This is a genomic window from Nosocomiicoccus sp. HMSC09A07 (assembly GCF_001808485.1).
GTDB lineage: Bacteria > Bacillota > Bacilli > Staphylococcales > Salinicoccaceae > Nosocomiicoccus > Nosocomiicoccus ampullae_A.
The window spans coordinates 28,100-52,521 of sequence record NZ_KV793634.1 but is presented as its reverse complement, the minus strand read 5'-3'; the positions used below and the strand labels follow the sequence as shown (position 1 = coordinate 52,521).

At 37.0% G+C, this 24,422-nt stretch carries 26 protein-coding genes; 5 read left to right on the top strand and 21 right to left on the bottom strand.

The annotated features are described in order from the left end of the window. Positions 1 to 11: 11 nt before the first annotated feature. The 12 genes from uvrB to HMPREF3177_RS04510 form a co-directional block, all read right to left on the bottom strand. A complete protein-coding gene (gene uvrB, locus HMPREF3177_RS04565) occupies positions 12 to 1,982 on the bottom strand; it encodes an excinuclease ABC subunit UvrB (RefSeq protein WP_070457293.1) in 1,971 nt (656 codons plus the stop codon). Between the two features lie 90 nt (positions 1,983 to 2,072). Continuing rightward, positions 2,073 to 2,312: a DUF2198 family protein gene (locus tag HMPREF3177_RS04560; protein ID WP_068129865.1), complete on the bottom strand. Its 240-nt coding sequence runs from the start codon at positions 2,310 to 2,312 to the stop codon at positions 2,073 to 2,075. Between the two features lies 1 nt (position 2,313). Beyond that, the gene (locus tag HMPREF3177_RS04555; protein WP_168161310.1) at positions 2,314 to 2,886 is read right to left on the bottom strand and encodes a TlpA family protein disulfide reductase; all 573 of its coding nucleotides are present in this window, start codon (positions 2,884 to 2,886) and stop codon (positions 2,314 to 2,316) included. 75 nt (positions 2,887 to 2,961) lie between these two features. After that, complete coding sequence (locus tag HMPREF3177_RS04550) at positions 2,962 to 4,341, bottom strand: LysM peptidoglycan-binding domain-containing protein (protein WP_070457288.1); 1,380 nt, start codon at positions 4,339 to 4,341, stop codon at positions 2,962 to 2,964. A 217-nt stretch (positions 4,342 to 4,558) separates the two neighbouring features. Continuing rightward, positions 4,559 to 4,882 (bottom strand): c-type cytochrome, encoded by a 324-nt coding sequence (locus tag HMPREF3177_RS04545; RefSeq protein WP_070457286.1) that lies wholly within the window; start codon positions 4,880 to 4,882, stop codon positions 4,559 to 4,561. Between the two features lie 53 nt (positions 4,883 to 4,935). Then, positions 4,936 to 5,253, bottom strand: coding sequence for a c-type cytochrome (locus HMPREF3177_RS04540; protein ID WP_070457284.1), 318 nt, complete (start codon positions 5,251 to 5,253; stop codon positions 4,936 to 4,938). A 92-nt stretch (positions 5,254 to 5,345) separates the two neighbouring features. Then, positions 5,346 to 6,453 (bottom strand): peptide chain release factor 2 gene (prfB, locus tag HMPREF3177_RS04535; RefSeq protein WP_148128604.1). Its coding sequence is split into 2 segments (ribosomal slippage): positions 5,346 to 6,380 and positions 6,382 to 6,453, totalling 1,107 coding nucleotides; the frame shifts between segments, so codons are not numbered across the junction. Positions 6,454 to 6,463: 10 nt separating this feature from the next. Next, positions 6,464 to 8,989 carry a preprotein translocase subunit SecA gene (gene secA, locus HMPREF3177_RS04530; protein ID WP_070457280.1) on the bottom strand — a complete coding sequence of 842 codons (2,526 nt, stop codon included), beginning with the start codon at positions 8,987 to 8,989 and terminating at the stop codon, positions 6,464 to 6,466. Between the two features lie 114 nt (positions 8,990 to 9,103). Then, positions 9,104 to 9,658, bottom strand: a complete 555-nt coding sequence (hpf, locus tag HMPREF3177_RS04525; RefSeq protein ID WP_070457277.1) for a ribosome hibernation-promoting factor, HPF/YfiA family — start codon at positions 9,656 to 9,658, stop codon at positions 9,104 to 9,106. 38 nt (positions 9,659 to 9,696) lie between these two features. After that, complete coding sequence (locus HMPREF3177_RS04520) at positions 9,697 to 10,200, bottom strand: ComF family protein (protein WP_168161309.1); 504 nt, start codon at positions 10,198 to 10,200, stop codon at positions 9,697 to 9,699. A gap of 98 nt (positions 10,201 to 10,298) precedes the next feature. Next, on the bottom strand, positions 10,299 to 11,555 hold the full coding sequence (locus tag HMPREF3177_RS04515) for a DEAD/DEAH box helicase family protein (protein WP_070457273.1): 1,257 nt from the start codon (positions 11,553 to 11,555) through the stop codon (positions 10,299 to 10,301). Between the two features lie 66 nt (positions 11,556 to 11,621). Continuing rightward, positions 11,622 to 12,497, bottom strand: coding sequence for a DegV family protein (locus HMPREF3177_RS04510; RefSeq protein WP_070457271.1), 876 nt, complete (start codon positions 12,495 to 12,497; stop codon positions 11,622 to 11,624). 82 nt (positions 12,498 to 12,579) lie between these two features. Here HMPREF3177_RS04510 and HMPREF3177_RS04505 point away from each other — a divergent pair, with 82 nt between their 5' ends. Beyond that, the gene (locus tag HMPREF3177_RS04505; protein WP_070457269.1) at positions 12,580 to 13,212 is read left to right on the top strand and encodes a YigZ family protein; all 633 of its coding nucleotides are present in this window, start codon (positions 12,580 to 12,582) and stop codon (positions 13,210 to 13,212) included. Here HMPREF3177_RS04505 and HMPREF3177_RS04500 read toward each other — a convergent pair. Then, positions 13,209 to 14,261: a glycosyltransferase family 4 protein gene (locus tag HMPREF3177_RS04500; protein WP_070457267.1), complete on the bottom strand. Its 1,053-nt coding sequence runs from the start codon at positions 14,259 to 14,261 to the stop codon at positions 13,209 to 13,211. The two genes, HMPREF3177_RS04505 and HMPREF3177_RS04500, sit on opposite strands and share 4 nt — an antisense overlap. 130 nt (positions 14,262 to 14,391) lie before the next feature. Between HMPREF3177_RS04500 and HMPREF3177_RS04495 the strand changes: the two genes are divergently transcribed. Next, positions 14,392 to 15,441 (top strand): GGDEF domain-containing protein, encoded by a 1,050-nt coding sequence (locus HMPREF3177_RS04495; protein ID WP_070457265.1) that lies wholly within the window; start codon positions 14,392 to 14,394, stop codon positions 15,439 to 15,441. Positions 15,442 to 15,470: 29 nt separating this feature from the next. Here HMPREF3177_RS04495 and ytxJ read toward each other — a convergent pair whose 3' ends face one another. Continuing rightward, a complete protein-coding gene (gene ytxJ, locus HMPREF3177_RS04490) occupies positions 15,471 to 15,791 on the bottom strand; it encodes a bacillithiol system redox-active protein YtxJ (RefSeq protein ID WP_040929471.1) in 321 nt (106 codons plus the stop codon). A gap of 96 nt (positions 15,792 to 15,887) precedes the next feature. On the opposite strand from ytxJ, the gene HMPREF3177_RS04485 reads away from it, so the two are divergent. Further along, positions 15,888 to 16,103 carry a hypothetical protein gene (locus tag HMPREF3177_RS04485; RefSeq protein ID WP_040929472.1) on the top strand — a complete coding sequence of 72 codons (216 nt, stop codon included), beginning with the start codon at positions 15,888 to 15,890 and terminating at the stop codon, positions 16,101 to 16,103. 38 nt (positions 16,104 to 16,141) lie between these two features. On the opposite strand, the gene HMPREF3177_RS04480 is transcribed toward HMPREF3177_RS04485, so the two are convergent. Then, positions 16,142 to 17,032: an EMYY motif lipoprotein gene (locus HMPREF3177_RS04480; RefSeq protein WP_068129819.1), complete on the bottom strand. Its 891-nt coding sequence runs from the start codon at positions 17,030 to 17,032 to the stop codon at positions 16,142 to 16,144. Positions 17,033 to 17,129: 97 nt separating this feature from the next. Between HMPREF3177_RS04480 and murB the strand changes: the two genes are divergently transcribed. Continuing rightward, positions 17,130 to 18,053 (top strand): UDP-N-acetylmuramate dehydrogenase, encoded by a 924-nt coding sequence (gene murB, locus HMPREF3177_RS04475; protein WP_068129815.1) that lies wholly within the window; start codon positions 17,130 to 17,132, stop codon positions 18,051 to 18,053. A gap of 19 nt (positions 18,054 to 18,072) precedes the next feature. Here murB and HMPREF3177_RS04470 read toward each other — a convergent pair whose 3' ends face one another. From HMPREF3177_RS04470 to HMPREF3177_RS04445, 6 genes are all read right to left on the bottom strand, one after another. Beyond that, positions 18,073 to 19,149 (bottom strand): siderophore ABC transporter substrate-binding protein, encoded by a 1,077-nt coding sequence (locus HMPREF3177_RS04470; protein ID WP_083286867.1) that lies wholly within the window; start codon positions 19,147 to 19,149, stop codon positions 18,073 to 18,075. Between the two features lie 80 nt (positions 19,150 to 19,229). After that, positions 19,230 to 20,027, bottom strand: coding sequence for an iron ABC transporter ATP-binding protein (locus HMPREF3177_RS04465; RefSeq protein ID WP_068129807.1), 798 nt, complete (start codon positions 20,025 to 20,027; stop codon positions 19,230 to 19,232). Beyond that, positions 20,024 to 20,986: an iron chelate uptake ABC transporter family permease subunit gene (locus HMPREF3177_RS04460; RefSeq protein WP_070457263.1), complete on the bottom strand. Its 963-nt coding sequence runs from the start codon at positions 20,984 to 20,986 to the stop codon at positions 20,024 to 20,026. Before HMPREF3177_RS04460 ends, HMPREF3177_RS04465 begins: the two co-directional genes overlap by 4 nt. Beyond that, positions 20,979 to 21,941, bottom strand: a complete 963-nt coding sequence (locus HMPREF3177_RS04455; RefSeq protein ID WP_070457821.1) for an ABC transporter permease — start codon at positions 21,939 to 21,941, stop codon at positions 20,979 to 20,981. The genes HMPREF3177_RS04460 and HMPREF3177_RS04455 overlap by 8 nt, the downstream gene beginning before the upstream one ends. Positions 21,942 to 22,057: 116 nt before the next feature. After that, positions 22,058 to 22,723, bottom strand: coding sequence for an SDR family NAD(P)-dependent oxidoreductase (locus HMPREF3177_RS04450; protein WP_068129799.1), 666 nt, complete (start codon positions 22,721 to 22,723; stop codon positions 22,058 to 22,060). A gap of 79 nt (positions 22,724 to 22,802) precedes the next feature. Beyond that, positions 22,803 to 23,210, bottom strand: coding sequence for a FixH family protein (locus tag HMPREF3177_RS04445; protein WP_070457261.1), 408 nt, complete (start codon positions 23,208 to 23,210; stop codon positions 22,803 to 22,805). A gap of 154 nt (positions 23,211 to 23,364) precedes the next feature. Between HMPREF3177_RS04445 and HMPREF3177_RS04440 the strand changes: the two genes are divergently transcribed. After that, the gene (locus HMPREF3177_RS04440; protein WP_179853834.1) at positions 23,365 to 24,222 is read left to right on the top strand and encodes a DMT family transporter; all 858 of its coding nucleotides are present in this window, start codon (positions 23,365 to 23,367) and stop codon (positions 24,220 to 24,222) included. Positions 24,223 to 24,422: the final 200 nt, after the last annotated feature.

Sequence of the window (24,422 nt, the reverse complement as noted above, 5' to 3'; positions counted from 1 at the left end):
CTCACGTATTATCACCCTTCTGCTTCTAACTCAAATAACGCATCTCGAAGTTCTGTTGCTGTTTCGAAATCTAAGTTTTTCGCTGCTTCTTTCATATCGCGTTCGAGTTTTGATTTTAAATCTTCGCGCTCTTTCTTTGTGAGTTTTACTGTACCCGTTTTTTCATATGTTTTATCATCTTTAATTTCAACTTCAGCACTGATGAGGTCACGAATTTCTTTTTTAATCGTCGTCGGTGTAATCCCGTGTTTTTCGTTATATTCAATTTGAATTTTACGACGTCGCTCTGTCTCATCTAGCGCAACTCTCATAGAGTCTGTAATTTTATCTGCATACATAATAACGTGGCCTTCACTGTTACGTGCAGCACGCCCGATTGTTTGTATTAATGAACGTTCGGAACGTAAAAATCCTTCTTTGTCTGCATCTAATATCGCAACAAGTGACACTTCAGGTATATCAATTCCTTCACGCAGTAAGTTAATACCGACGAGAACGTCATAAGTACCGAGTCGTAATTCACGAATGATTTCGATACGTTCTAACGTTTTTACTTCGCTGTGTAAATATTGAACTTTAACGCCAGCTTCTTTTAAATACGCCGTTAAGTCTTCTGACATCTTCTTCGTTAACGTCGTAATTAAGACGCGTTCGTTCTTTTCAACACGCGTTTGTATTTCATGAAGCAGATCGTCAATTTGATGTTCAGTCGGTCGTACGTCAATTGTCGGGTCAAGTAGTCCTGTCGGTCGGATAATTTGCTCGACCATCTTATCTGTATGTTCTAATTCATACGGTCCAGGAGTTGCAGACACGTACAATAGTTGCTGTGCTTTATCTTGGAATTCTTCAAATTTTAACGGGCGGTTATCTAACGCTGACGGTAATCTAAACCCGTGATCGACGAGCACTTGTTTACGCGCTTGGTCTCCGTTATACATTCCTCTAATTTGAGGGAGTGTCACGTGCGACTCATCGATCATAATAACGAAGTCTTTGAAATAATCGAGCAGTGTATACGGTGTACTTCCAAGTGGACGTAACGTTAAGTGAACCGAATAGTTCTCGATTCCTGACGTAAAGCCCATCTCTCTCATCATTTCTAAGTCGTAATTCGTACGCTGCTCAAGTCGCTGTGCTTCGAGTAATTTGTCTTCATCGCGTAATTCATTTAGTCGTTCTTCTAATTCTTTTTCAATACGGTCGATCGCAACAGTCATCTTTTCATCGCGCGTGACGAAGTGAGATGCTGGGAATAGAACGAAGTGCTCGCGTTCACTTAACACTTCACCACTAATAAAATCAATTTCACGTATTCTATCGATTTCATCACCGAAAAACTCAACGCGAATACACTGATCATCTCGAGCTGCAGGGAAGATTTCAACGATATCTCCGCGCACTCTAAACGTACCACGTCCAAAATCAATATCGTTTCGTTGATACTGTATGTCGACGAGACGACGTAATAATTCGTTTCGTTCAATTTCCATTCCAACACGTATATTTAAGCGTAAGTTTTGGTATTCTTCTGGGTTACCTAAACCGTAAATACACGACACAGAGGCGATGATTATTACGTCATCGCCTTCAAATAATGCACTCGTCGCCGAGTGTCTCAGTTGGTCGATTTCATCGTTAATAGACGCATCTTTTTCTATAAACGTATCCGTAGATGGTACGTACGCTTCAGGTTGATAAAAATCATAATAACTGACGAAATATTCGACTCTATTATTTGGGAAAAACTCTTTAAATTCACTATATAACTGTCCAGCTAACGTTTTGTTATGGGCGATAATTAACGTCGGCTTACCGATTTCTTTAATAACTTGACTCATCGTAAATGTTTTACCTGTTCCAGTTGCACCGAGTAATGTTTGGTGTTTTTGTCCGGAACGTATTTGTTCTACTATTTCTTTAATCGCTTGCGGTTGATCACCGGCAGGTTCAAAGTTTGAAACGAGTTCAAATTCTGCCATAATGTACCTCCAAATTTTTAACTTATATCTATCTTACACCACTTCTTCGAAATTAAAAAAAGAAATGACCGAACGGATGTTTGTCATTTCTTAAATATCATCTTTACTATCTAAATTGTATACTTCAACGAATATATAGCCAATCACAATGCTTAGCGCATCTAAATATATAATCCAATCCGAGTTATAGTATCCACGGTACATCGAAATTGCAAATACGATAAACGTTAAAAATATTGCGACGTAACGATTTCTCGTAATCGTCGTAAATAAAATCACTGTAAATGCTGGTACAGTAATTGCCATCATATACCAAAAAACGTCTTCCATATTATTCATCCTTTACATATTGAATGTAACTGTCTAACGTTTTTTTAGAAATCTCTCCGACATATGTCTTCACAATCTCACCATCACTGTTAATAAACAACGTTGTCGGTATGATCGTTAAACGAAGACCTTCCATAAAGTCTTTATCATTGTCCATATTGTATATCGGATATTGAACACCAAACTCTTCAATAAACGCATCTCGTGCTTTACTACTATCTTGTACATTTAACCCGACAAGTTCTACGTCATCTGGTAAATCTTTCAAATAAAATTCATTTAAATCTGGCGTTTCATTTCGGCATGGATTACACCAAGACGCAAACAAATTCACAACAGTTACTTCATTGTTTTTAATAATATTATCAAACGATTCATCTGTCGTCACACCATTAAACGAGTATTCCGTAATCAACTGACCTTCCGCATGATTATTACTAGGTGGCTTTTGTTTTATATCATTTGCTGCTTCATCCTTCAACAATTCATTCGAAGACGTAATAACCTGGTATATGCTAAAACTAATCAGCGCAAAAAGAACAATGCCAACTAATACTTTCAACTGTTTACTCACTGAACTAACCTCCGTCATCCTACTACTCTTATTATAATAAAAAAAGCACCCGTTCGGGTGCTTGATTTTTATATTTTAGTGAATGTAGTTAAATGTTGATACTTGTGATGCTGGAATTGTACGGTAGCTTACAACACCTACAGTACCGTTCCAACCCATTTCAGAGATTGTGATTGATCCGTCGCCGTTGATTGATTCGACAACTGCAACGTGACCTGCTGCACCTGCTCCGTTTATACCTGCATAACTTTGTGCAACTGCTCCAACTGATGGTGTGTTGTTAACAGCAAATCCATTCGCACTTGCTCCGTTTACCCAGTTATTTGCGTTGCCCCACATGTTGCTGACAGGTTTACCGAGTGCCGCACGTTTTTCAAATACGTGCCATGTGCACCATCCCCAGTCATAGTAGTTAGATAAACCAGCAAACTGTGAACTATTTACAGATGGTGCTGAAGCCGCTTGGCTTTGTTGAGCTTGTTGCTGTTGTGCTTGTTGTACTTTTTTAGCTGCTTCTTGTTGAGCTCTCTTTTCAGCTGCCGCTTTTTCTTTAGCAACACGTTGTGCTTCTGCACGCTCTGCTGCAATACGTTGTTCTTCAGCTTTTTGAGCTGCTGCTACTTGCTCAGCTGCTACTCTTTCAGCTTCTGCTTGAGCCGCTGCTCTTTGTTCAGCTGCAATTCTGTCTGCTTCTGCAGCTTCTTGTACTGCTTTTTCAGCTTCTGCTTGAACGTTGTTTTCAACTTCTGCTACTTCTTCAACTTCAACAACTTCTTCAGTTTGTACTTCTTGTACTTCTTGTACTTCTTGTACTTCTTCAGTAACAACTGGGTTACCTTCTAATACAAGTACGTCACCTGCAACGATATGATCGCTTGTTAAGCCGTTTAATGCTTTTAACTCGTCAACAGAAAGTCCTGTTGCACGTGAGATTGAGTATAAAGTGTCTCCAGCTTGGATGTGGTAAACACCTGAAGCAACTTCACTTACTTCATTTTCTTCTACTACAGGCTCTACTACTTCTTCTACTGCTTCAGTTTCAACAACTTCTTCAACTTGTGCTACTTCTTCAACCGCTTCTACTTGTGTTCCAACTGTTAATACAAGTCCTGGGTGAATTAAGTCTGATGAAAGGTTGTTTACTGCGAATAACTCATCTAAATCCATACCGTGGTCTAAAGCAATTTGCCATAAAGTGTCGCCTGCTTTTACTGTGTATGTATTACCGTTGTTTTCTTCTACTGCTTCAACTTCATATGTTAAAACGTCTTCTGGGTGAATTAAATCACTGTTAAGGTTGTTTAATTCTTTTAACTTCTCAACTGTTGTGCCAACTTCGTTAGCGATACCCCAAAGTGTATCTCCTTCTTTAACGATAACTTCTTCTGCGTTTGCTGTAAGTGATGTCCCTGTTAATGCTGTTAATGTTGCTACTGAAAATACTGTCTTCTTCATAAGTTCTAATGTCCTCCTGAATACTATGTATTAAATAAACGTATATAAATAATAAAAGTAAAATTCAAAGTTGTTAAATATAAAATTAGTGAATGTAAATCAAACTATAGCACATATTTTTGCTGTTTTTCGCGTTGTAACATAAATGTAACAGAATAGATATAACACCATAATAAAAAGGCGCTGTTTGTTACAGCGCCTAGTATTTACGTAACATTTACTTCTGTTCCATTAGCCATTCTACGAGTGCATCTAAGTCTTCTTCATCCGTTACTAAATCGCTCGGCATACTTCTCGTACCATTTTCGATAATCGAACGGATATATTCTGGTGATTTTTCGCTGCCGATTTGAGATAGATCTTTTGCACTACTGCCGCGTCCTCTTAAATCGACGCCGTGACATCCAACGCATGTCTGTTTATATACAACTTCTCCGCGGTGCATTTCTGACGCCACACGGCTTTCTTCAGTTGTATTTTCGTTAGACGTGCACGCTGACAAAATAACAACAGCTATTAAACTAAATATAAATCGTTTCATATTTGTCTCCATTAATTAAAAAGGCTTTGTCGAGTGACAAAGCCTTACGAGTTTTATTTCGTGAAGAAGTCGTATAAGTCGCTAACTTCTTCGTCTGATAAACTACCAAACGCTGGCATTCCGCCTTTACCGTTTTTAACGATATCTGTAAATTCATCTTCACTTAATGAAGTGCCCGCTAATGCTGGACCTGTAGCTCCTGAGAAGTCAGCCCCGTGACAAGATGAACAGTTTTGTTTTGCAACTTGTTCTCCTGGATGTGCTTCGTCAGTGCTTGAGTCGTCACCAGTGTCTGCAGAGTCGCCGCCCCCGCCGCACGCTGCTAATACTAACGTTGAACCTAATAAAAACGTTGATAAGAACTTTTTCATAATGGTCACCTCTAATAAATTTTTAAAAGCTTATTCATACTTTTACATACCTATATTTTATCATATATAAACATTTTGTCATAAATAATGTTTTAAACATTTAAGTGCCATCTTAAATAACTGTCGATAAACGGCATTAAATCTCCGTTCATTACTTTGTCGACGTTACCGACTTCGTAATTCGTACGGTGATCTTTTATCATCGAATATGGGTGAAATACGTATGAACGAATTTGTGATCCCCATCCGATTTCTTTTTGCTCGCCTTTTAACGCCGCGATCTCTTCTTGCTGACGTTCTAGTTCTAACTGATAAAGTTTTGACTTTAACATCTTCATGGCTGTTTCACGGTTTTTAATTTGTGAACGTTCATTTTGACACGTAACTACGACTCCTGTTGGATGGTGTGTAATACGTACCGCTGAATCTGTCGTGTTCACGTGCTGCCCTCCAGCACCACTTGCTCGGTACGTATCGATCGAAATATCTTCTTGATTAATTTCGATATTAATTTCAGAGTCTTTAAACTGTGGTGTGACTTCACACGACACAAATGACGTATGTCTACGACCCGATGAGTCAAATGGTGAAATACGAACGAGTCGATGGACGCCTTTTTCACCTTTTAATAATCCATAAGCAAACGGACCTTTAACACTGAGCGTCACACTTTTCACACCCGCTTCATCTCCTGCGAGATAGTTTAGAACTTCTGTTTTAAATCCTTGGTTTTCAATAAAACGCTGATACATTCTCAGGAGCATCTCTGCCCAGTCTTGTGCTTCAGTACCACCCGCTCCAGGATGAAGTTCTAAAATCGCATCTTGTTCATCGTGCTCTTCACTTAAAAGGATGTTTAACTCGAATTCATCGGACTCTTTTTTGACGTTTTGAATCGTCTCTTCCATCATTTCCTGTAAATCCGGATCGTTTTCTTCCTTCAATAATTCTAAAGACACCTCGATGTCATTCACTTCGTCTTCTAGCGTATTAAATCCATCGACGACGCGTTTTAACTGGTTATTTTTTTCAATAATTTCGTTTGCTTTATCTGTGTCGTCCCAAAAGTTAGGTTCGACCATTAATTCTTCGTATTCACGAATTTGTGTCTCTTTTTCTTCTAAGTCAAAGAGACCCCCTAAATTTTTCTAGTTTCGTACGCATCTCTTCTATAAAGCTTTTAATTTCACTTACTTCCATAATTTTCTCCTTAAGCACCGTGGCAGTTTTTATACTTTTTACCAGACCCACATGGACATGGATCGTTTCTACCAACTGTTTGTTTTTTAACGACCGGTTGCTTTTTCATTTTCTTTTTACCGTCAGATGCTTGCATTTTATTTTTATCGACGACTTGTTCACGTTTAATTTCTTCGTCCATTTGAACTTCAGTTTTTAATGTCATACGAGAAACATCATCTTCTATAGCATTCATCATCTGCTCAAACATTTCTAGCCCTTCGTTTTGATATTCTCTTAACGGGTTAATTTGTCCATAAGATCTTAAGTGAATACCTGCACGGAGTTGGTCCATCGAGTCGATATGCTCTGTCCATTTTTGGTCGATCGTACGTAACATCATCATGCGCTCAAATTGACGCATACGTTCAGGTGTTAAAATCTCTTCTTTACGCTCTAACTCTTTATACGCTTTTTCTTTGATGAGTTCGATAATTGACTCCGTCGATTGACCGACTAAATCATCCATTTCAATTTCACCTTCACGAACGTAATACTGCTCGAGCAACTCTTTAAACGTTTCATAGTCGATCATTGAACTGTCTTGGTCATTGTAATAGTGAATTGTGCGTTCAATAGAGTTATCGATCATACCGTGAAGTAAGTCTCTCACGTCTTTTTTGTCGATAATTTCGTTACGTTCACCGTATATAATTTCACGTTGTGTTCTTAACACTTCGTCATATTCTAATACACGTTTACGTGCGTCGAAGTTATTTCCTTCCACACGCTTTTGTGCAGATTCTACATTACGTGTAATAAAACGACTTTCTAACATTTCATTTTCCATACCGAGTTTTTCCATCATCGATTGAATACGTTCAGATCCGAAACGTTTCATTAAGTCGTCTTCTAAGGATAAGTAGAACGTACTCACTCCGACGTCACCTTGACGCCCTGAACGCCCACGTAACTGATCGTCAATACGACGTGATTCGTGACGCTCTGTACCGATAACTGCAAGTCCACCGAGCTCTCTAACTCCTTCACCGAGCTTAATGTCTGTACCACGACCGGCCATGTTTGTAGCGATTGTAACTTGTCCACGTTGACCCGCATCTTCAACGATTTGAGCTTCTTGTTCGTGGTTTTTAGCGTTTAATACGTTATGGCGTACACCCGCTCGACGCAGTAAATCAGAAATAATTTCTGACGTTTCTACCGCGACTGTACCGATTAAGACCGGTTGACCACGTTTATAACGTTCGACAACTTCTTCGATGACTGCCTTATATTTATTATCTTTTGTCGAATAAATTCTATCGTTTAAGTCTTCACGTTGAACCGGACGGTTCGTCGGAATTTGCGTAACGCGCATATTGTAAATATCTAAAAATTCTTCTTCTTCAGTTTTAGCTGTACCTGTCATACCCGATAACTTATTGTATAGCCTAAAGAAGTTTTGGAACGTAATAGATGCGAGTGTTTTAGATTCGCGCTGAATCTCAACCGCTTCTTTTGCTTCTAACGCTTGGTGTAACCCTTCAGAGAAACGACGCCCTGGCATCGTACGACCTGTAAATTTGTCGACGATTAATACTTCTCCGTCATTCACGACATAATCGACGTTACGCTCCATCGTATAGTTTGCTTTTAACGCTTGGTTAATATGGTGAAGCGTCGAAACATTTTTAACGTCGTAAAGGTTATCTAACTTATACCATTTCTCCGCTTTTGTCATACCATCTTCAGTTAAAAGAATCGTATTTTTACGCACGTCATACGTATAGTCTTGTTCTTTCTTTAACGTTGATACAAATAATTGTGCTTGTTGGTATTCCGTCACGCGCTCATCTGCTTGACCTGAAATAATTAACGGTGTACGCGCTTCGTCGATTAAAATCGAGTCGACCTCGTCCACGACACAGTAATTTAACGGACGCTGCACACGATCTTCTTTATATGCGACCATGTTGTCTCGTAAGTAGTCAAATCCGAGCTCGTTGTTTGTCGTATACGTAATATCACAGTTATACGCTTCACGTTTTTCTTCACTATTTTTTTGGTTTAAGTTGAGTCCAACTGTTAACCCTAGGAAGTTATATAACTTTGCCATCTCTTCACTTTGTACTGAAGATAAATATTCGTTAACAGTAATTACGTGTACACCGCGTCCTGTTAAGGCATTTAAATATACCGGCATCGTCGCCGTTAACGTTTTTCCTTCACCGGTTTTCATCTCAGCGATGTCCCCTTTATGAAGGGCAATACCACCCATAATTTGAACAGGGAATGGTTTCATTTCTAACGTACGCTGAGATGCCTCACGTACAACAGCGAATGCTTCTGGTAAAATTTGGTCTAAAATTTTATCTTGTTTTTTTCTATCGTCACTATGTTCAGCTAATTTCGCTTTAAACTTTTCAGTTTCTTGCTGTAGTTCAGAATCGCTATATGTGCTATAGCGTTCTTCAAGCGCGAGTACTTTTTTCATTTCTTTTTCAAGAGATTTAAGTTCGCGTTTATTGCCGTCGAATAATTTACGCAACATACTCATCGAAATTTCTCCTTATAAAATCATTATCATTACATTTTACCAAATTTTTTGCTGAAAATAAAAGCTTACACATTAAAAGCCTCTAGCTTTTTTGCTAGAGGCTTAGATGTTCAATTAATTTGTTTCAATTAAACCGTATTTACCATCTTTACGTTTGTAAACGATACTTGTCGCTTCTCTATAACGGTCGTTAAACACGAAGAAATCGTGACCAAGCATATCCATTTGTAGAATTGCTTCTTCAGCATCCATCGGTTTTAACGTAAACTCTTTAGATTTTACAATTTTAATATCATCGTCATCTTGAGATTCTTCTGGTTGCTCACTTAACACTTGGAATAAATCTACGTGGCTTGCATCTTTTTCACGGAATTTACGGTTAATTTTAGTTTTATGTTTTCTAATTTGACGTTCTAATTTTTCAACGACTGCGTCTACTGCAGTGTATAAGTCGTCATGTCTTTCTTCCGCGCGTAATGTTAAGCCTTTCATTGGGACTGTAATTTCTACTTTGCCCATTTTGTTGTGGTACGTTTTGATGTTTGCGTGTGCAAATACGTCCTGCTGATCGTTAAAATAACGATCTAATTTATTTACCTTATCTTCGATAAATGAACGAATTGCATCAGTGACTTCGATGTTTTCTCCTCTAATTTCGACTCTAATCATGATGATACCTCCTAATGTTATCTTGTACCTTAATTATATCAAAGTTTTCTAGATATAGAAAACGTTAACACATCGATACGCTTTGGATTATGCGCCTTTAATATTTCACTCACTTGGCGCACAGTTTCTCCGGTCGTAAATATGTCGTCGACGATTATAATCGACTGATTTTTTAAATCAATATCCTCTCGCATTGAAAATGGATTAACCTCTGTCTCTCTTTCATATTTAGAAAGTTGTGATTGACGCATCGTTCGATGTGACGTCAAAATATCGTCGTATTTAACGCCCGCATCATCTAATATGCGCGTCACTTGATTAAACCCTCGTTCTTTTAAACGAAGCTTTGATATTGGGACCGGGATTACTTTATCATATAGCCGGATTTTTTCTTTTACAAACATCGAAAACACCTTTTCTAGCGCGACATCTCCTAAAAACTTATATCGCCGTATCATCCGCTTTACAATTCGGTCATACTCATACAACGTTACGACATTCATATCATGAAACTGAAACGATTCATCGATTTTTAATTCCATTAATTCGGATAAACAACCGTCACATAAACAAGACGGTTGTAGAAATATATTAATTAGATTATAGTCCCTTTCTATCTCATTATGACAATACACGCAGTTCATAGTTTTACATCTCCTTTATTAAACCGATACGTTTTTTCTAATGCTTTTATGATGCCGAGCGTATTGTGCTTTGCAAAAATATAAACGTTGCCTTTCGTATCTTCGAGTTTACGTCCAGCGCGTCCTGCGATTTGTATGAGTGACGTGTCATCAAAATATTCACCGTGAATGACGAAGACGTCTAGACATTTAAATGTGACACCGCGCTCTAAAATTGTTGTCGTAATCATAATATCGATGTGACCACTTCTCATCTCGTCCATCTTCTCTTTACGCTTAAGGTCTCCACTAAAAATCGTTTCGACCGTTTTAAATTCTTTCATAATGACATTTTTAATCGGCTCTAATAAGTCGATGTTCGGTACGAAGATGAACACCTTTCTTTCTTTTGACATCGCTGTTCTTAATAAACACCATAAACTATTCGGCAATTTCTTTTTCTTTAAATGTTGTTTCACATTTGTAAAAAACACTTTTGGCATGACGAGAGGTTCTCCATGGTACCTGCGTGTGATTGAAACGATATGTTCTTTTTTAACTTCTTTAATTAAAGTTTTAGTCGGCGTCGCAGTTAAGTAAATGATGACTCCGTTCGTTGATTTTGCTTGCTCTATTTGTGACTCTAGTACTTCATCTCCAACTAGTGGAAAGGCATCTACTTCGTCGATAATAATAACGTCATAATGATTTCTAAAATTAAACAATTGATGGACTGTCGACACTGTAAAGACAAAATCCGCTTCAATTTTTTCTTCTCCGTATAATAAGTCGATCCGTGCGTCTTTAAACGCATCTGTTAACCGTAAATATATTTCTCGTATAACGTCGATTCTCGGCGAAACGAATAATACATTCATACCTAAACTTCTCGCATATTGAATACCGCGAAATGTAATTTCTGTTTTCCCTGCTCCAGTTACTGCATAAATCATTAGATCGTGATTATGTTGAATCGCATCTACAATACGTGTTTGCGCTTTTAACTGCTCGGAGTTTAACTCAAAGTTTAAAACATACGGCATAAACTTACGGTAGCGTATCGGTGAGATAACACGTAACGGTTTACGGCTATCGCTTCTACCAAGTGTCACGCAGTGCATACAATACGTGACGTCACCGAAGAAATCTGAATACGAATAAAATAGATTCTGATTTTGATTGCCACATCTTATGCATTTGTACGCACCATTTTCTTTTTTAACACCGACTTTAGAGTAAATCGTCGTGTTTGATTTCGTTCTTGTAAATTTCATATACACTCCAATAAAAAAACACGCAACGAAATACGCTGCGTGTTTATATATAATATTTATGATTGATTAAAATCCTGTGACATCGACATCAAACGATGTAATCGAGACTCCGATTGCATGTTCACCTAAATGTGTACCGATAACTGGTCCAAAGTGACTGATAAGTACTGTTGCATCTTTAAATTTACTTGCAAGTTTTGCTTGGAATTCTTTTGCTTCATCTTCAATATTAGCGTGAATGACCGTTAACACGATATTGTCGCCTGCTTGTTTGTCGATGGCTTCTTGAACGAGGTCTTCTACTTTACTTAACGCTTTTTTCTTCGTACGGATTTTTTGAATCGCAACGATTTTACCTTCTTCAAATTGTAAAATCGGTTTGATTTTTAGCAATTGACCGACGAACGCTTGTGCGTTTGAAAGTCTACCACCCTTTTTTAAATTCGTTAGATCATCGACGACAAAGTATGCGTCTAAATAGTCTTTATTGGTAAAACGGTTGAGTGTTTCTAACAACTCTTCTAGTGGCGTATCATCTTTATGTTGCGCGGCATAGACTGCAAGTAAACCGAGTGGCGTACACGCGATTTTTGAATCGACTGCATGTAGTGTAATTCCTTCTACACTTTGTCCCGCTGCGACTGCGTTTTGTAATGTTCCACTAATTGAACTCGATAAGTGGAAACTAATCACATCTGTATACCCTTTTTTATAAAGTTCTTCTAATAGAAGAATATAGTCTCCAATAGACGGTTGAGACGTCATAGGAAGGTCTTCTTGTGCGCGCATTTTGTCATAAAATTCTTCAGGCGTAATATCGATATCTTCTCGGTACGTGTCATCGCCAAAAATCGTGTTTAAAGGTATTGTATAAATGTCATTTTTTTCTTTAATTTCATCTGATAAGTATGCTGTTGAATCTACTACAATTGCTATTTTCATAAATATCCCTCACATATTAGCACTCGTTTCTATATTACACTAAAACCGCTCTATGTTAAACTGTTTTAAAGAGGTGTACACGATGGAACAAATTTACATGAACAAATTAAATACGTCTGCTGAAATCGATATTAAACGTTCAACGTTTATATCGTATATCGCACGTACTGAAACTGAAGATGAAGCAAAACAATTTATAAATGAAATTAAGCAAACACATAAAGACGCAACACATAATTGTAGCGCCTATATTATCGGAGAGAATGCACTTATTCAGCGTGCTGATGATGACGGTGAACCTCAAGGAACAGCAGGCATTCCAATTTTAGAAGTATTAAAGCGTGAAGAGTTGTACAATACGACGATCGTCGTTACGCGTTACTTCGGTGGCATTAAGCTCGGAGCCGGTGGGCTAATCCGCGCATATTCAAGTGGAGCTGCTGAAGCGGTAAAAGCGAGTGGTAAAGTATATCTCGTTCCGATGTTGCCGACCATGATCGTATTAGATTATACGTTCACAAATCGTTTTGAATACTTTTTAGAACAAGAACAAATTGAAATTAGAGACCAAAAATATACGGATAAAGTAACGTACGAACTGATCGTATCTGAAGAAAAAGTAGAAGATGTTAAAAGTGAACTCCAAAAAATAACGAGTGATACGTTTACGATGACTACTTCAGAAGTAGAAATGGCAGAACGTACACTCGTCTAACGATTCATATATATAAACATTCGTTTAACAAACCTTAAAATTGGGCGGCGGTTTGAACCGATCAAATCCGTCGCCTCTACTATAATGGCAACTGATAAGATAAGCAGTAAACAAATGAGTACTGCACCTGTCACTGTCGATAAATATAAAATTACTGACGCGAATGCAAATAGCGTTGCCATCAAGTAAAGTAAAATCACACTTTGACGGTGCGTAAACCCTAAGTATTGTAACTTATGGTGTAAATGCCCTCTATCGGCACGAGTCAGTGAGACCCCTTCTCTATACCGTCTAATGGCAGCAAACGTAATGTCTATAAACGGTACGCCAAGAATGATAATTGGGAATAGAATCGAGAAAAACGTCACGTTTTTAAATCCTAATATCGATAATACTCCGAGTACATACCCTAAAAACATCGACCCATTATCCCCTAAAAAGAGCTTCGCTGGATAGAAATTATAATATAATACTCCAAGCGTTGACCCGATGAGTATGACACTTATCATCATGACAAATATATTATTTTGTAAAATCGCAATTACTGCAATACTTGCTAAAGCTATAACTGTTACACCAGATGCTAATCCGTCTAATCCATCAATTAAGTTAACTGCGTTAATGATCACTGCAATCCATAAATACGTAAATGGAATCGCAAATATACCGAAATCTACAGTTATCCCAAACGGCGTAATCGTATCAATGACAACCCCAAACATCACGGGTATCGTAATAACAACGAGTTGTCCAATGAATTTAATACTCGGTTTTAGATCATATTTATCGTCGATAATACCAATTAATACAATTAACCCTCCACCGAGAATAATCGGTATGTATTCTGGTTCGATCGGTCGAGCGATAATTAATGTAATCACAAACGATACAAAAATCGATATTCCGCCGGAAAACGGCATCGGTTTCGCATGTTGTTTTCTATGGTTTGGATAATCGACAAATCCAAACTTATAACTTAACTTTATAAATATCGGTGCAACGATGAATGATATGATTGCAGATAATATTAATAGAAATAATGTATACATATCCTCACCTGCTAATTATTCTTATTAACTATATCATAATTCGCTATTAAATACTCCTACCACTTAATTTCAATTAAATTTAAAACACTGTATAATATGATATGAATTTGCTTAAAAAGGCGGTATGCAAATGATTATAAAATTTATATTAAATATCGCGCTCATTATTAGTGGAATCTATGTGTTTTATCGCTTGCAGTATCATTTTAGAAAAGGCGTTAAAAACCCACTTCTATTCCAAAGTTTAATGATGACCGTCCTAGCTGTATTATCACTTATGGTTCCTTTACATATAGGGGACGTCACGTTATCGCTATATTACATACCGATAATTCTATTGTTTTTACACAATAAAATACCGTATAAAATATTATCGATTGTAATCGTATTTTTGTTTTATCATTTCTTATTTCAATACGACCTCATCCAGTTTGTGATATTTTTAGTGCTCATGGTGCTTTACCAACTAATTGTACCGTTCATTAAAACACCAAAGACGAGTATTATCATATTGTCGAGTGGACTTTTCACTGTCGTATACTTAATTCTGTTGTATATTTTTGTAACTCCAATTAACGATAAGACGTTAATAGCATTTTTCTTATCGTCTTTATGTGCAACTATTTTTATTTTGTTAGTATACGAAGACATTAACCGAACATTTAACTTTTTTATAGATAAAGAAAAATATAAATATTACGACCGTCTTACAAAACTTGGTAACGTTAAAATGTTTGACCGCTTCATCGACAAATTGTTTAAAGAAGAAGAAAACGTCAGCATATTATTAATAGACATCGATAACTTTAAGTTTTTTAATGATATCAACGGATATGATTCTGGGGACGAGCTCATTAAACAAATCGCTCGCCTGTTAAAAAACCATCTACCTACAGGTGGGGAGATGTTTAGAAGTACAGGAGAAGAGTTCTCGATGGTCATTCCAAATTTATCGTTTGACCAGACAGTCCGTCTTGGTGAAGCGATTCGTTACACTGTTGAACATACAAAATTCCATATTGACGATACGCACGTCGTTAACATGACTGTATCTATTGGCATCGGTTATAAGTCGACTCAGACGATGCTTAAAAAAGACGTCATTCGCCAAGCAGACAACATGCTTTTTGCAGCGAAAAAACAAGGACAAAATAGAATTATGTTTGCTCCAGTTGGATAAAAAAACAGGAAACATTTCAGTTTCCTGTTTTAATCTTCAACACGTGCAAGTGCTTGAACTGTTATTTTACTATGTGAATCGTGCCACTTCACTTCACCATTTTCAAAGTAAAACGCTTGTGGTGATTCGTGTTTAATGTTAAATTTTTCAGCAATGTAGTTTGAAAGTTCTCTGTGATCTCGAACGATTAAATAATAGCCATCGATATCACGTTCATAGTGAAACTTTTGAAACTCCTCAAACGCTGTCGCAGAGATTGGACATGTGTTACTATGTTTCATAAAGTAAAAATATGGCTTTTCTTCGAGCAATCGGTCAAATGACTCGATTGATGTTATCTTTGTTAACATCTTGAACAACTCCTTAATAGCTTTAATTAATTTATCACGGTTTTATATTAAAATCAAATTAAAATCAATTTAGTACAATTTGAAAGGGTGAAAAATATGCAAAGAGAGTTAAAACGTTGGACGATTTTAGACACGATTAACGCGACACTTTTAATCGTTGTGTTTTTATACGTACTGGATTTCCAAAATAACGCACTCGTATCTTGGATTTTTGTGATTGTATTCGCATTTTGGATGGTTACAGTCATTTCTAGAAACATTATCATCTCTAGAATACGTGACGGTAAAATGGAAGATCCGACAAAGAAATAATGAAATGGAAAACTGCACATCAATATGATGTGCAGTTATTATTTTGTAGATTCTTTTAATTGATTCAGTTTTTCTGAGTACGTCATATCAAGTTTATTAAACGATTCTGTTTTTGGAACGATGTTTTGAATTTGAAGATTTTGTTCTTCTTCGTATACTTGGATGATGTTAATACGTTCTTTGTAATATGATTTGAATGTATAAAACATTTCTAAACTGATACTTCGTACAGATTTTGCTTCGTCAGTTTCAAGTGATAATTGATTTAATTTGTCGATTTGTGTATCTAAAATTGGCATTAGTACTTCATCCACAATGCGTTGTTTCTCAGCTACATCGTTATCGCTTTGTAATAAACCGACATTTTCTTCAAGCTCACCACTACGCTCATTGACGATGTCTATCACTTGGTCGATTTCTGCTGCAGCTACTTTAGAGTGGTTGCCTTGGATAATAGACTGACGTTCTTTTTTTGCCGCACTGACGGCTTCACCGTCTTTAATGAGTTGATTTGTCGACTCTTTATACGATAAATATAAATCGATCCCACGTCCGAGCTCTTTCGCGAACGTTTCTTTTAACTCTAAACTCTCTACATAATCTTCATGCACTTCTTTTAACTCTTCGTTTGAAACTTCTACCGTTTCTATTTTTTCATTCATTTTAGTCGACAATGGGACGAGAGATTCATCGACTACTTTTTTAATTTCAGCGATGTCATCTTTTGAAACATCTGCCTCTGTTGCATAGACTGTCTCTAGTTGCTTTAAGTCGAGTTCGTCGAGTGCCTCAAGAAATTGTCGGTCGAGTTCATAAATATCTTCCATATTTTCTTCATATTGCTGGATGTCACTTTCTAACGATGACTGGCACGCAGATATAATGAAGACTGTGCCGATTAATATCGTTAACTTTAAATATCGAAACATGCTAGAATCTCACCCTTCCTCTTGCATGGTTATTCTAGTCTTTTTTTGTATTCCCGTTTATAATAGTAATTGATTCGTATGAGAAAGGACTTTTGTTATGAACATTGAAAAATCCTTACGCGAGCGTCTAACAAATTCTGTCATTAAAACAGATGAACCATTACAACGCTATACGTATTCACATACTGGTGGTAATGCAGATTACTATATATCAGTATATAATATTCACGATGCAATGGAAACAATCCGTTTTGCAAAAGAGTATTCAATACCAATTACGTATCTTGGAAATGGTTCGAATTTAATTATTAGAGACGGTGGCATTAGAGGGATTGTGTTAAACACGTTAGAGTTAAAAGAAATTAAACGTGATGGCGATTATATTACGTCAGGCAGTGGTAGTCGAATTATTGACGTATCACGTTTTGCGCGCGACCATTCACTAACTGGATTAGAATTTGCGTGTGGCATTCCAGGCAGCGTCGGAGGCGCTGTATATATGAACGCTGGAGCGTACGGTGGCGAATTAAAAGACTGCCTCGTAGAAGCATCAGTAATTACGCCAGATGGAGAATTATTAACTTTAACAAATGAGGAATTACACCTCGGATATAGACAAAGTATCGTTCAAGAGAATGGATATTTAGTCGTCGAAGCGACATTTAAATTAGAAGAAGGTAGTTCATCTGAAATAAATGCGAAAATGGATGAGCTGACGTTTTTACGTGAATCAAAACAACCGCTTGATTTACCGTCTTGTGGTTCGGTATTCCAAAGACCCCCGGGACACTTTGCGGGAAAACTGATTCAAGATAGTGGTCTACAAGGACATAGAGTGGGTGGCGTGGAAGTTTCTAAAAAGCATGCCGGGTTTATGGTAAACATCGACAACGGTACAGGTAGTGATTACGAAGAGTTAATTCACCACGTACAACAAGTCGTTAAAGAAAAGTATGACGTGCTGTTACAGCGCGAAGTTAGAATTATCGGTGAACATACAGAAAAAACGATCCAAGATTAAATCTTGGATCGTTTTTTAATTATTTTACTTCATTTAAAAACCCTTGTAATTCTTCTAGTTGGCCAATCGCTGACGCGTGACCACCAGAGTTTAAGTACCATCTTACTGAATTTAATTCAAAGATGTTATCATCTTTTACAGCATCTACGTTGTTAGTAACATCAGTTTTAAGTACGTCTACTTTTGTAGCATCCTCACCGTTACTAATCGCTGCACCACGGTCCATCACTAAAATCATACTTGGGTTTGCTTTAGAGATGTACTCAAATGAAATTTGGTTACCATGTGACGCAGTTTTGTCTTCTGAGTCACCTTCGGAAGATTTGAATCCGATTGGATTGTATAAGAAATCATAACGTCCGCCTGGGCCGTGTAGTGATAGGTCGCCACCATTTGTTTGGATGAACATCATCGTTTTATCTTTTTCGGAAACTAAGTTTTTAGTTTCTTCGATTTTTTCATCTAATTCTTTGTTTAACGCTTCTGCGTCTGATTGTTTATCGTATAATTCTCCGATAAATGTCGTCATTTCTTTAATGTCTTCAAAGTAGTTGTCAGATTGAGCACTTACATAAATAATTGATGCGTTAGGTGCTGCCTTTTTAAATTCTTCGATTGATGGTTTGTTTGCTTGACGTCCACCAATCATGATGATTTCTGGATCTAACTCTGCAATTTTCTCGAAGTCTGGATCTTTTAACCCACCGAGGTTTACATACTTCTCATCTTTATAAGTTTCTAGCTCAGGTCCAAGAATAGAGTCGTTCTCACCTTTAGGTAACGCGATAACGTTATCTTGTAAACCTAGTGCTTCAAACGTTGATGCAACCCCTAAGTCTAATAAAACTACTTTGTTAGAATTTTTAATTACGTCAATTGTTTCGTCAACAGCTTCAGTATCGCTATCACGTTCTGTTGTAAGACTCATATCAAAGTTATTTGTGTATGGAACTGTTGTTTCTACAGTTTCCTCATCATCTTTAGCTGGTTCGTCTTTTGTCTCTGACTGATCTGTACCGCCACCGTTACTACATGCAGCAAGTACAATCACTCCTAAAAATAATAAAAGTAATGCAGATAATTTTTTAATGTTCATTTAAACTTCTCCTTCTAAATTTAGCCCCCACTAAATTTCAAGCTGTAGCGCACCCATCACCTCCTTAAAAGTGTAAGCGACTAGACCGCTCCAAATACTTGACGTGATTCAACTGCTTCACCATCAAAGTAAATACAAATACGGTGACCACAGACGTTTTGTATTTGTAAGTCCATGTCGTATATATCTCTCAAAATATCTTCTTGGATGACTTCATCTTTAGTGCCAGATATTTTTAATTTGCCATCTTTTAATGCTGCGATATTATCTGAGTAACACGACGCAAAGTTAATATCGTGAATGACGATAATTATCGTCTTATTTTTATCGCGACATAATCGACGTAAGATTTGCATAATTTGAACTGAGTGTTTCATATCTAAGTTGTTGAGTGGTTCATCTAAAAATATATATTCAGTATCTTGCGCAATTGTCATAGCGATAAATGCGCGTTGACGCTGACCACCAGATAACTCATCAATCATACGATGTTGTAAATCTTGAAGTCCCATATATTTAATTGCTTCGTCGATTTTTTCGTTATCTTCTTGTTTTAAACGCCCTTTACAATACGGATATCGACCGAATGCGATAAGCTCTCGTACTGTAATGTTTAAATTTAAATGGTTACTCTGTTTTAAAATCGATATTTTTTTAGCGAGCTCATTGTCCGGTTTTGTAAATAAATTTTCACCTTCTAGCAACACTTCTCCGCTGTTTTTATCCATTAAACGAGTGACCATCGAGATTACTGTACTTTTACCGGCACCGTTTGGCCCGATTAAAGACATCAGTTTCCCTTTTTCTATATCGAGTGACACGTTGTCGACAACTTTTTTGTTACCATACGCTTTAGAAAGACCTTTAATTTGTATCAAGCCTTACTCCTCCTTAGCATGAGATAGATGAAGTACACTCCACCTACTAAGTTAATGATAACACTTAGTTCGATGTTATTCTTAAATACGAACTGTACAACCATCTGACCAATTAATAACGCGATAATGCTGATTAATGTGGTTCCTATAATAAGATATAAATGTTTATACGTTTTAAACACTTCATGGGCTAAGTTTACGACGAGTAGCCCTAAAAACATAATCGGTCCAACAAGTGCTGTCGATGCGGATACGAATATCGCGACGATAATGAGTAGTTTCGAAACTTTTAAGTCGTAGTTTACTCCGAGGTTAATCGCGTGATCTCTACCGAGCGCCATCACATCGAGCGATGAAAAATCGAGTAGCACGATGATAAGTAACACGATGACGATACCGAGTGTGATATAAAGTAACGTTTCATTTATCTTCGTAAACGATCCGAATAACTGTCCTTGTAATATCATGAAATCTTCTGGAGAGATTAGCACTTGCATAAATGTTGCTAAATTTCCAAAAAACGTTCCAAGTATAATACCGATAAGTAATAGTATGAAGACGTTGTTTTTCGTCAATTTAAATAAGAATTTAAATACAAAAACTGTAAATATGACGAGTATTATTAAACTTAAGAAATAGTTATACGCGTCATTAAATAGTAATGGCGAACTAACTCCTGCAATAAATACGATCGTTGTTTGTATAAATACATAGACCGAATCTAACCCCATAATCGACGGAGTAATGATTCTATTTTTAACAATCGTCTGGAACACTACCGTTGATACTGCGATTGCGGTAGCAACGATAATAATTGCGAACGTACGGAGCATTCTTGACGGTAGTTGATAATGTAAAATCTTAAAATTTATACCATACAACATGTAAAATGCTATAAGTCCAAGTGCAACGACTGATAAAACGATTAAAAGCGTTATATTTTTCTTATTACTATGCATGCTTTACCCTCCTATAAATCATAAATAGGAAGATTGCACTGCCAAATACAGCGATGACGAGACCAACAGACACTTCGTACGGGAATATAATAACTCGGCCAATGATGTCACAGATCATAACGAATATCCCACCGAGTGTTGCTGTTAAGAAAATCGTACTGCGTAAATGATCCCCTCTAAAAATAGAGACGATGTTCGGAACGATTAACCCTAAAAACGGTAGCATACCAACTGTTACAACGACAATCGCTGTAATCGCAGCGGTAATAAATAGTCCGATATTTACGACACGCTTATAATTCAGACCTAAGTTTTTAGAGAAATCTTCTCCCATACCAGCAACTGTAAACTGATGTGCATAAAAAATTGCTAATAGCAATAACGGAATACTAATATATAAAATCTCGTATCGCCCAGTGACCAGCGTAGAGAAACTGCCGTGCATCCACGCACCGATGGATTGTAGGTTATTCGTTCTAAGTGCTAAAAATGTACCTACACTCGAAACGACCCCACCGAGCATAATACCGATCAGTGGAACGAAAATGATATCTTTAAATTTAATACGTGTAATAATCTGCATGAAGATTAACGTACCAATTAATGACAGCATCGTTGCAAATGATAATTTCATTAACATATTCGCTGCCGGGAAAAATATCATTCCGATTAAAATACCGAGTTGCGCCCATTCCATCGTCCCTGCTGTCGTAGGGGATACGAACTTGTTACGCGTGAGCTGTTGCATAATTAAACCAGATGTCGCAAGAGCAGCACCTGCAATGATAATTGATACAGTACGCGGTATTCTACTATGTAATAAAACTGTCTTTTGTTGCTCATTTAAATTAAATATATCTGATAAAGGCAAACTACTTACTCCAACAAATAGAGAAAGTATCGATACTAATATGAGCACAATGATTAGTACATCTAGCCTAAATAATTTCTTCATCATGTGAAACCGCCTAATTGATAATCATTCTCACTGAATTTCTATTTATCATTATACTACACGATTCTCTATTTACAAGCATAATAGATAAAAACCACTCGAAAATGAGTGGTTTTTTAATGAATGATGATCGTTTCGTTATTATCATTTGAAATCTCATCATCTAGAATTTTAAAAATAGTCCCAACTGCGCTGTCGTCGTTTGGATTGAACGAAGCATCTCGTTCAGTCGGACGATAGCTTAGCGTATAAACGTTAAGATCTTCTTTACGAAGCTCGCTTTGTATCGCATGCGTGAGTCCTTCTATCGCACCGGTAACTGCATAATATAAATTGTGTTCGAATGTTTCTTCACGTACAGGTTCTACTAAATTGATGATTTTCGTCTCTTTCGTTTCGATCAATTGATTGCGTAACGTGCGTACTCCAAGGTACGTTCCCCACACGTGTTCGTTCATAACTTCAGTAAATTCATCGTATGAAACATTGTATACATCGTTATCTTCAGTCTCAATGGAGTGTATAAAAATCACACCATTTAAACCGTCGTATGTTGAATCTATTTTATCGACCATATTTAGCCAGTCGATTTCTTTTGCTTGTTCGAGTAAAAATACTTCGTGATGCGCATCACTATATGATTTTAATTCATCGTGTAACGCTTCGAGTTCGTTGTAGTCATTTCCAGATAATATTAAATTGTGACCACGCTTTGCAAGTTCATGCGCCAAACGTTGCCCAATTGCTGTTAAAGCATCTGTAATAATGTACGTCTTTTTCATCTAAGTACCTCCATTAGAATGTTCACCATTCTTAGATACTTATTTTACGCCATTCTATTTTTTTCGTCTAGAAATGTAATTACTCTACGACAACCTCATTTTTAGGCATTGTGTGTAAGCCGTTCGCGTCAACGTGTGAGATCACTTCGTATGTTCCTGCTTCTTTAAATGTGTAGTTCAATTTGTAAAGTCCATTTTCAGTAAATTCCCCTTCGATTTTATCGAGGCTTTCATCGTCTTTTAACACTTCAAATAATACTTTATCTGCATCGTTTACGTCTTCATCGTTTGAAGTAACGTGTGCAACGAATTCAACTTCTTCACCAGCTGTTGCAGTTTCAGGAGTCGTTAACTCAACATCTAAACCAGCAACTTCGTCGTGATCGTGATGCTCGTGTCCTTCCATGTCGTCTTTGTTTTCGTCATTTCCACATGCTCCAAGTACTAAAACGCTTGATAATACTGCTGCACCTAATAATTTTTTCATTGATATGTTGCCTCCAATATGTATGATATAAATTTAGAATATCATACATTTTCTTGTTCTTTATCGCTTAATTATGTATAGATTTTGACAAAGATATATACCAATCTATGTGTTACACTAAGATAGTAATTTTAATAATAAAGAAGGTATACAGTTGAACAATATAACGAAAGGGATTATCGCTTTAATTATTTCATCTCTTGGTTTTAGTTTAATGTCGCTCTTTGTAAAATACTCTGGCGACTTACCAACAGTACAAAAAGCGTTTTTTAGAAACTTCGTCGCGATGTTGATTGCGCTCGTACTCGTCATTCGCTATAAAGAACCACTGTTTGGTAAAAAAGAAAACCAAGGATTGCTATTACTGCGTTCAACGCTCGGGTTAATTGGGGTTATCCTTAACTTTTACACACTCGATAAACTCGTCTTAAGTGACGCAGATATTTTAAACAAGCTCAGTCCGTTTTTCACGATTATTTTATCCGCAATATTTTTAAAGGAATATATTAGACGATTCCAAATGACTTCGATTATTATCGCATTCATTGGTGCGATATTTATTATCAAACCGTCGTTTGAAAGTACATCATTTGATGCCTTAGTCGGGGTGCTCGGTGCTCTCGCAGCTGCAGGAGCGTACACTGTGTTAAGAGTCCTCGGAGATCGCGAGAAATTTTACACCGTCGTATTTTATTTCTCAGGATTTTCAACAGTCGCGTTACTGCCGTTTTTCATCTATAACTATGAACCGATGACCGGTGAACAACTCATGTTCCTATTACTTGCAGGAGTCGCAGCATCAGTAGGACAATTCGGCCTAACGATTGCATACAGTTATGCACCAGCGAAAGAGATCTCGATATTCTTCTACACGACGATTATATTTACTGCGATGTTCAGTATCATATTCTTTGGAGAATACCCAGATATTCTATCGATTATCGGGTACATTATCATCTTCGTAGCAAGTTTCTATATGTACATGAAAAACTTACCACAAAAACGAACGTAATATTTCTGTTGAAAAGGAGCGAGACCATGCTGATTCCGGGCCTCGCTTTTTGGTGTGTTTGTTCGGGTGTTTTTACTCTAAAAGAATAAAAATGTTATTTGAACGTGTTTTATTTAACAAAAATTTTGCGATTTTGTTAGTTATCCGGATATATTTAACATATTTAGAGACCACGACCCAATTTTTGTTAATTATATTTT

What these genes read in the sequence shown, in the direction of transcription:
- uvrB (WP_070457293.1), bottom strand. Translation starts at nt 1,982, where the DNA reads ATGGCAGAATTTGAACTCGTTTCAAACTTTGAACCTGCCGGTGATCAA.
- HMPREF3177_RS04485 (WP_040929472.1), top strand. Translation starts at nt 15,888, where the DNA reads ATGCAAAGAGAGTTAAAACGTTGGACGATTTTAGACACGATTAACGCG.
- HMPREF3177_RS04460 (WP_070457263.1), bottom strand. Translation starts at nt 20,986, where the DNA reads ATGCATAGTAATAAGAAAAATATAACGCTTTTAATCGTTTTATCAGTC.
- murB (WP_068129815.1), top strand. Translation starts at nt 17,130, where the DNA reads ATGAACATTGAAAAATCCTTACGCGAGCGTCTAACAAATTCTGTCATT.
- HMPREF3177_RS04455 (WP_070457821.1), bottom strand. Translation starts at nt 21,941, where the DNA reads ATGAAGAAATTATTTAGGCTAGATGTACTAATCATTGTGCTCATATTA.
- HMPREF3177_RS04495 (WP_070457265.1), top strand. Translation starts at nt 14,392, where the DNA reads ATGATTATAAAATTTATATTAAATATCGCGCTCATTATTAGTGGAATC.
- HMPREF3177_RS04480 (WP_068129819.1), bottom strand. Translation starts at nt 17,032, where the DNA reads ATGTTTCGATATTTAAAGTTAACGATATTAATCGGCACAGTCTTCATT.
- HMPREF3177_RS04505 (WP_070457269.1), top strand. Translation starts at nt 12,580, where the DNA reads ATGGAACAAATTTACATGAACAAATTAAATACGTCTGCTGAAATCGAT.
- HMPREF3177_RS04500 (WP_070457267.1), bottom strand. Translation starts at nt 14,261, where the DNA reads ATGTATACATTATTTCTATTAATATTATCTGCAATCATATCATTCATC.
- hpf (WP_070457277.1), bottom strand. Translation starts at nt 9,658, where the DNA reads ATGATTAGAGTCGAAATTAGAGGAGAAAACATCGAAGTCACTGATGCA.
- HMPREF3177_RS04560 (WP_068129865.1), bottom strand. Translation starts at nt 2,312, where the DNA reads ATGGAAGACGTTTTTTGGTATATGATGGCAATTACTGTACCAGCATTT.
- ytxJ (WP_040929471.1), bottom strand. Translation starts at nt 15,791, where the DNA reads ATGTTAACAAAGATAACATCAATCGAGTCATTTGACCGATTGCTCGAA.
- HMPREF3177_RS04540 (WP_070457284.1), bottom strand. Translation starts at nt 5,253, where the DNA reads ATGAAAAAGTTCTTATCAACGTTTTTATTAGGTTCAACGTTAGTATTA.
- HMPREF3177_RS04550 (WP_070457288.1), bottom strand. Translation starts at nt 4,341, where the DNA reads ATGAAGAAGACAGTATTTTCAGTAGCAACATTAACAGCATTAACAGGG.
- HMPREF3177_RS04510 (WP_070457271.1), bottom strand. Translation starts at nt 12,497, where the DNA reads ATGAAAATAGCAATTGTAGTAGATTCAACAGCATACTTATCAGATGAA.
- HMPREF3177_RS04445 (WP_070457261.1), bottom strand. Translation starts at nt 23,210, where the DNA reads ATGAAAAAATTATTAGGTGCAGCAGTATTATCAAGCGTTTTAGTACTT.
- HMPREF3177_RS04515 (WP_070457273.1), bottom strand. Translation starts at nt 11,555, where the DNA reads ATGAAATTTACAAGAACGAAATCAAACACGACGATTTACTCTAAAGTC.
- HMPREF3177_RS04450 (WP_068129799.1), bottom strand. Translation starts at nt 22,723, where the DNA reads ATGAAAAAGACGTACATTATTACAGATGCTTTAACAGCAATTGGGCAA.
- secA (WP_070457280.1), bottom strand. Translation starts at nt 8,989, where the DNA reads ATGAGTATGTTGCGTAAATTATTCGACGGCAATAAACGCGAACTTAAA.
- HMPREF3177_RS04470 (WP_083286867.1), bottom strand. Translation starts at nt 19,149, where the DNA reads ATGAACATTAAAAAATTATCTGCATTACTTTTATTATTTTTAGGAGTG.
- HMPREF3177_RS04545 (WP_070457286.1), bottom strand. Translation starts at nt 4,882, where the DNA reads ATGAAACGATTTATATTTAGTTTAATAGCTGTTGTTATTTTGTCAGCG.
- HMPREF3177_RS04520 (WP_168161309.1), bottom strand. Translation starts at nt 10,200, where the DNA reads ATGGAATTAAAAATCGATGAATCGTTTCAGTTTCATGATATGAATGTC.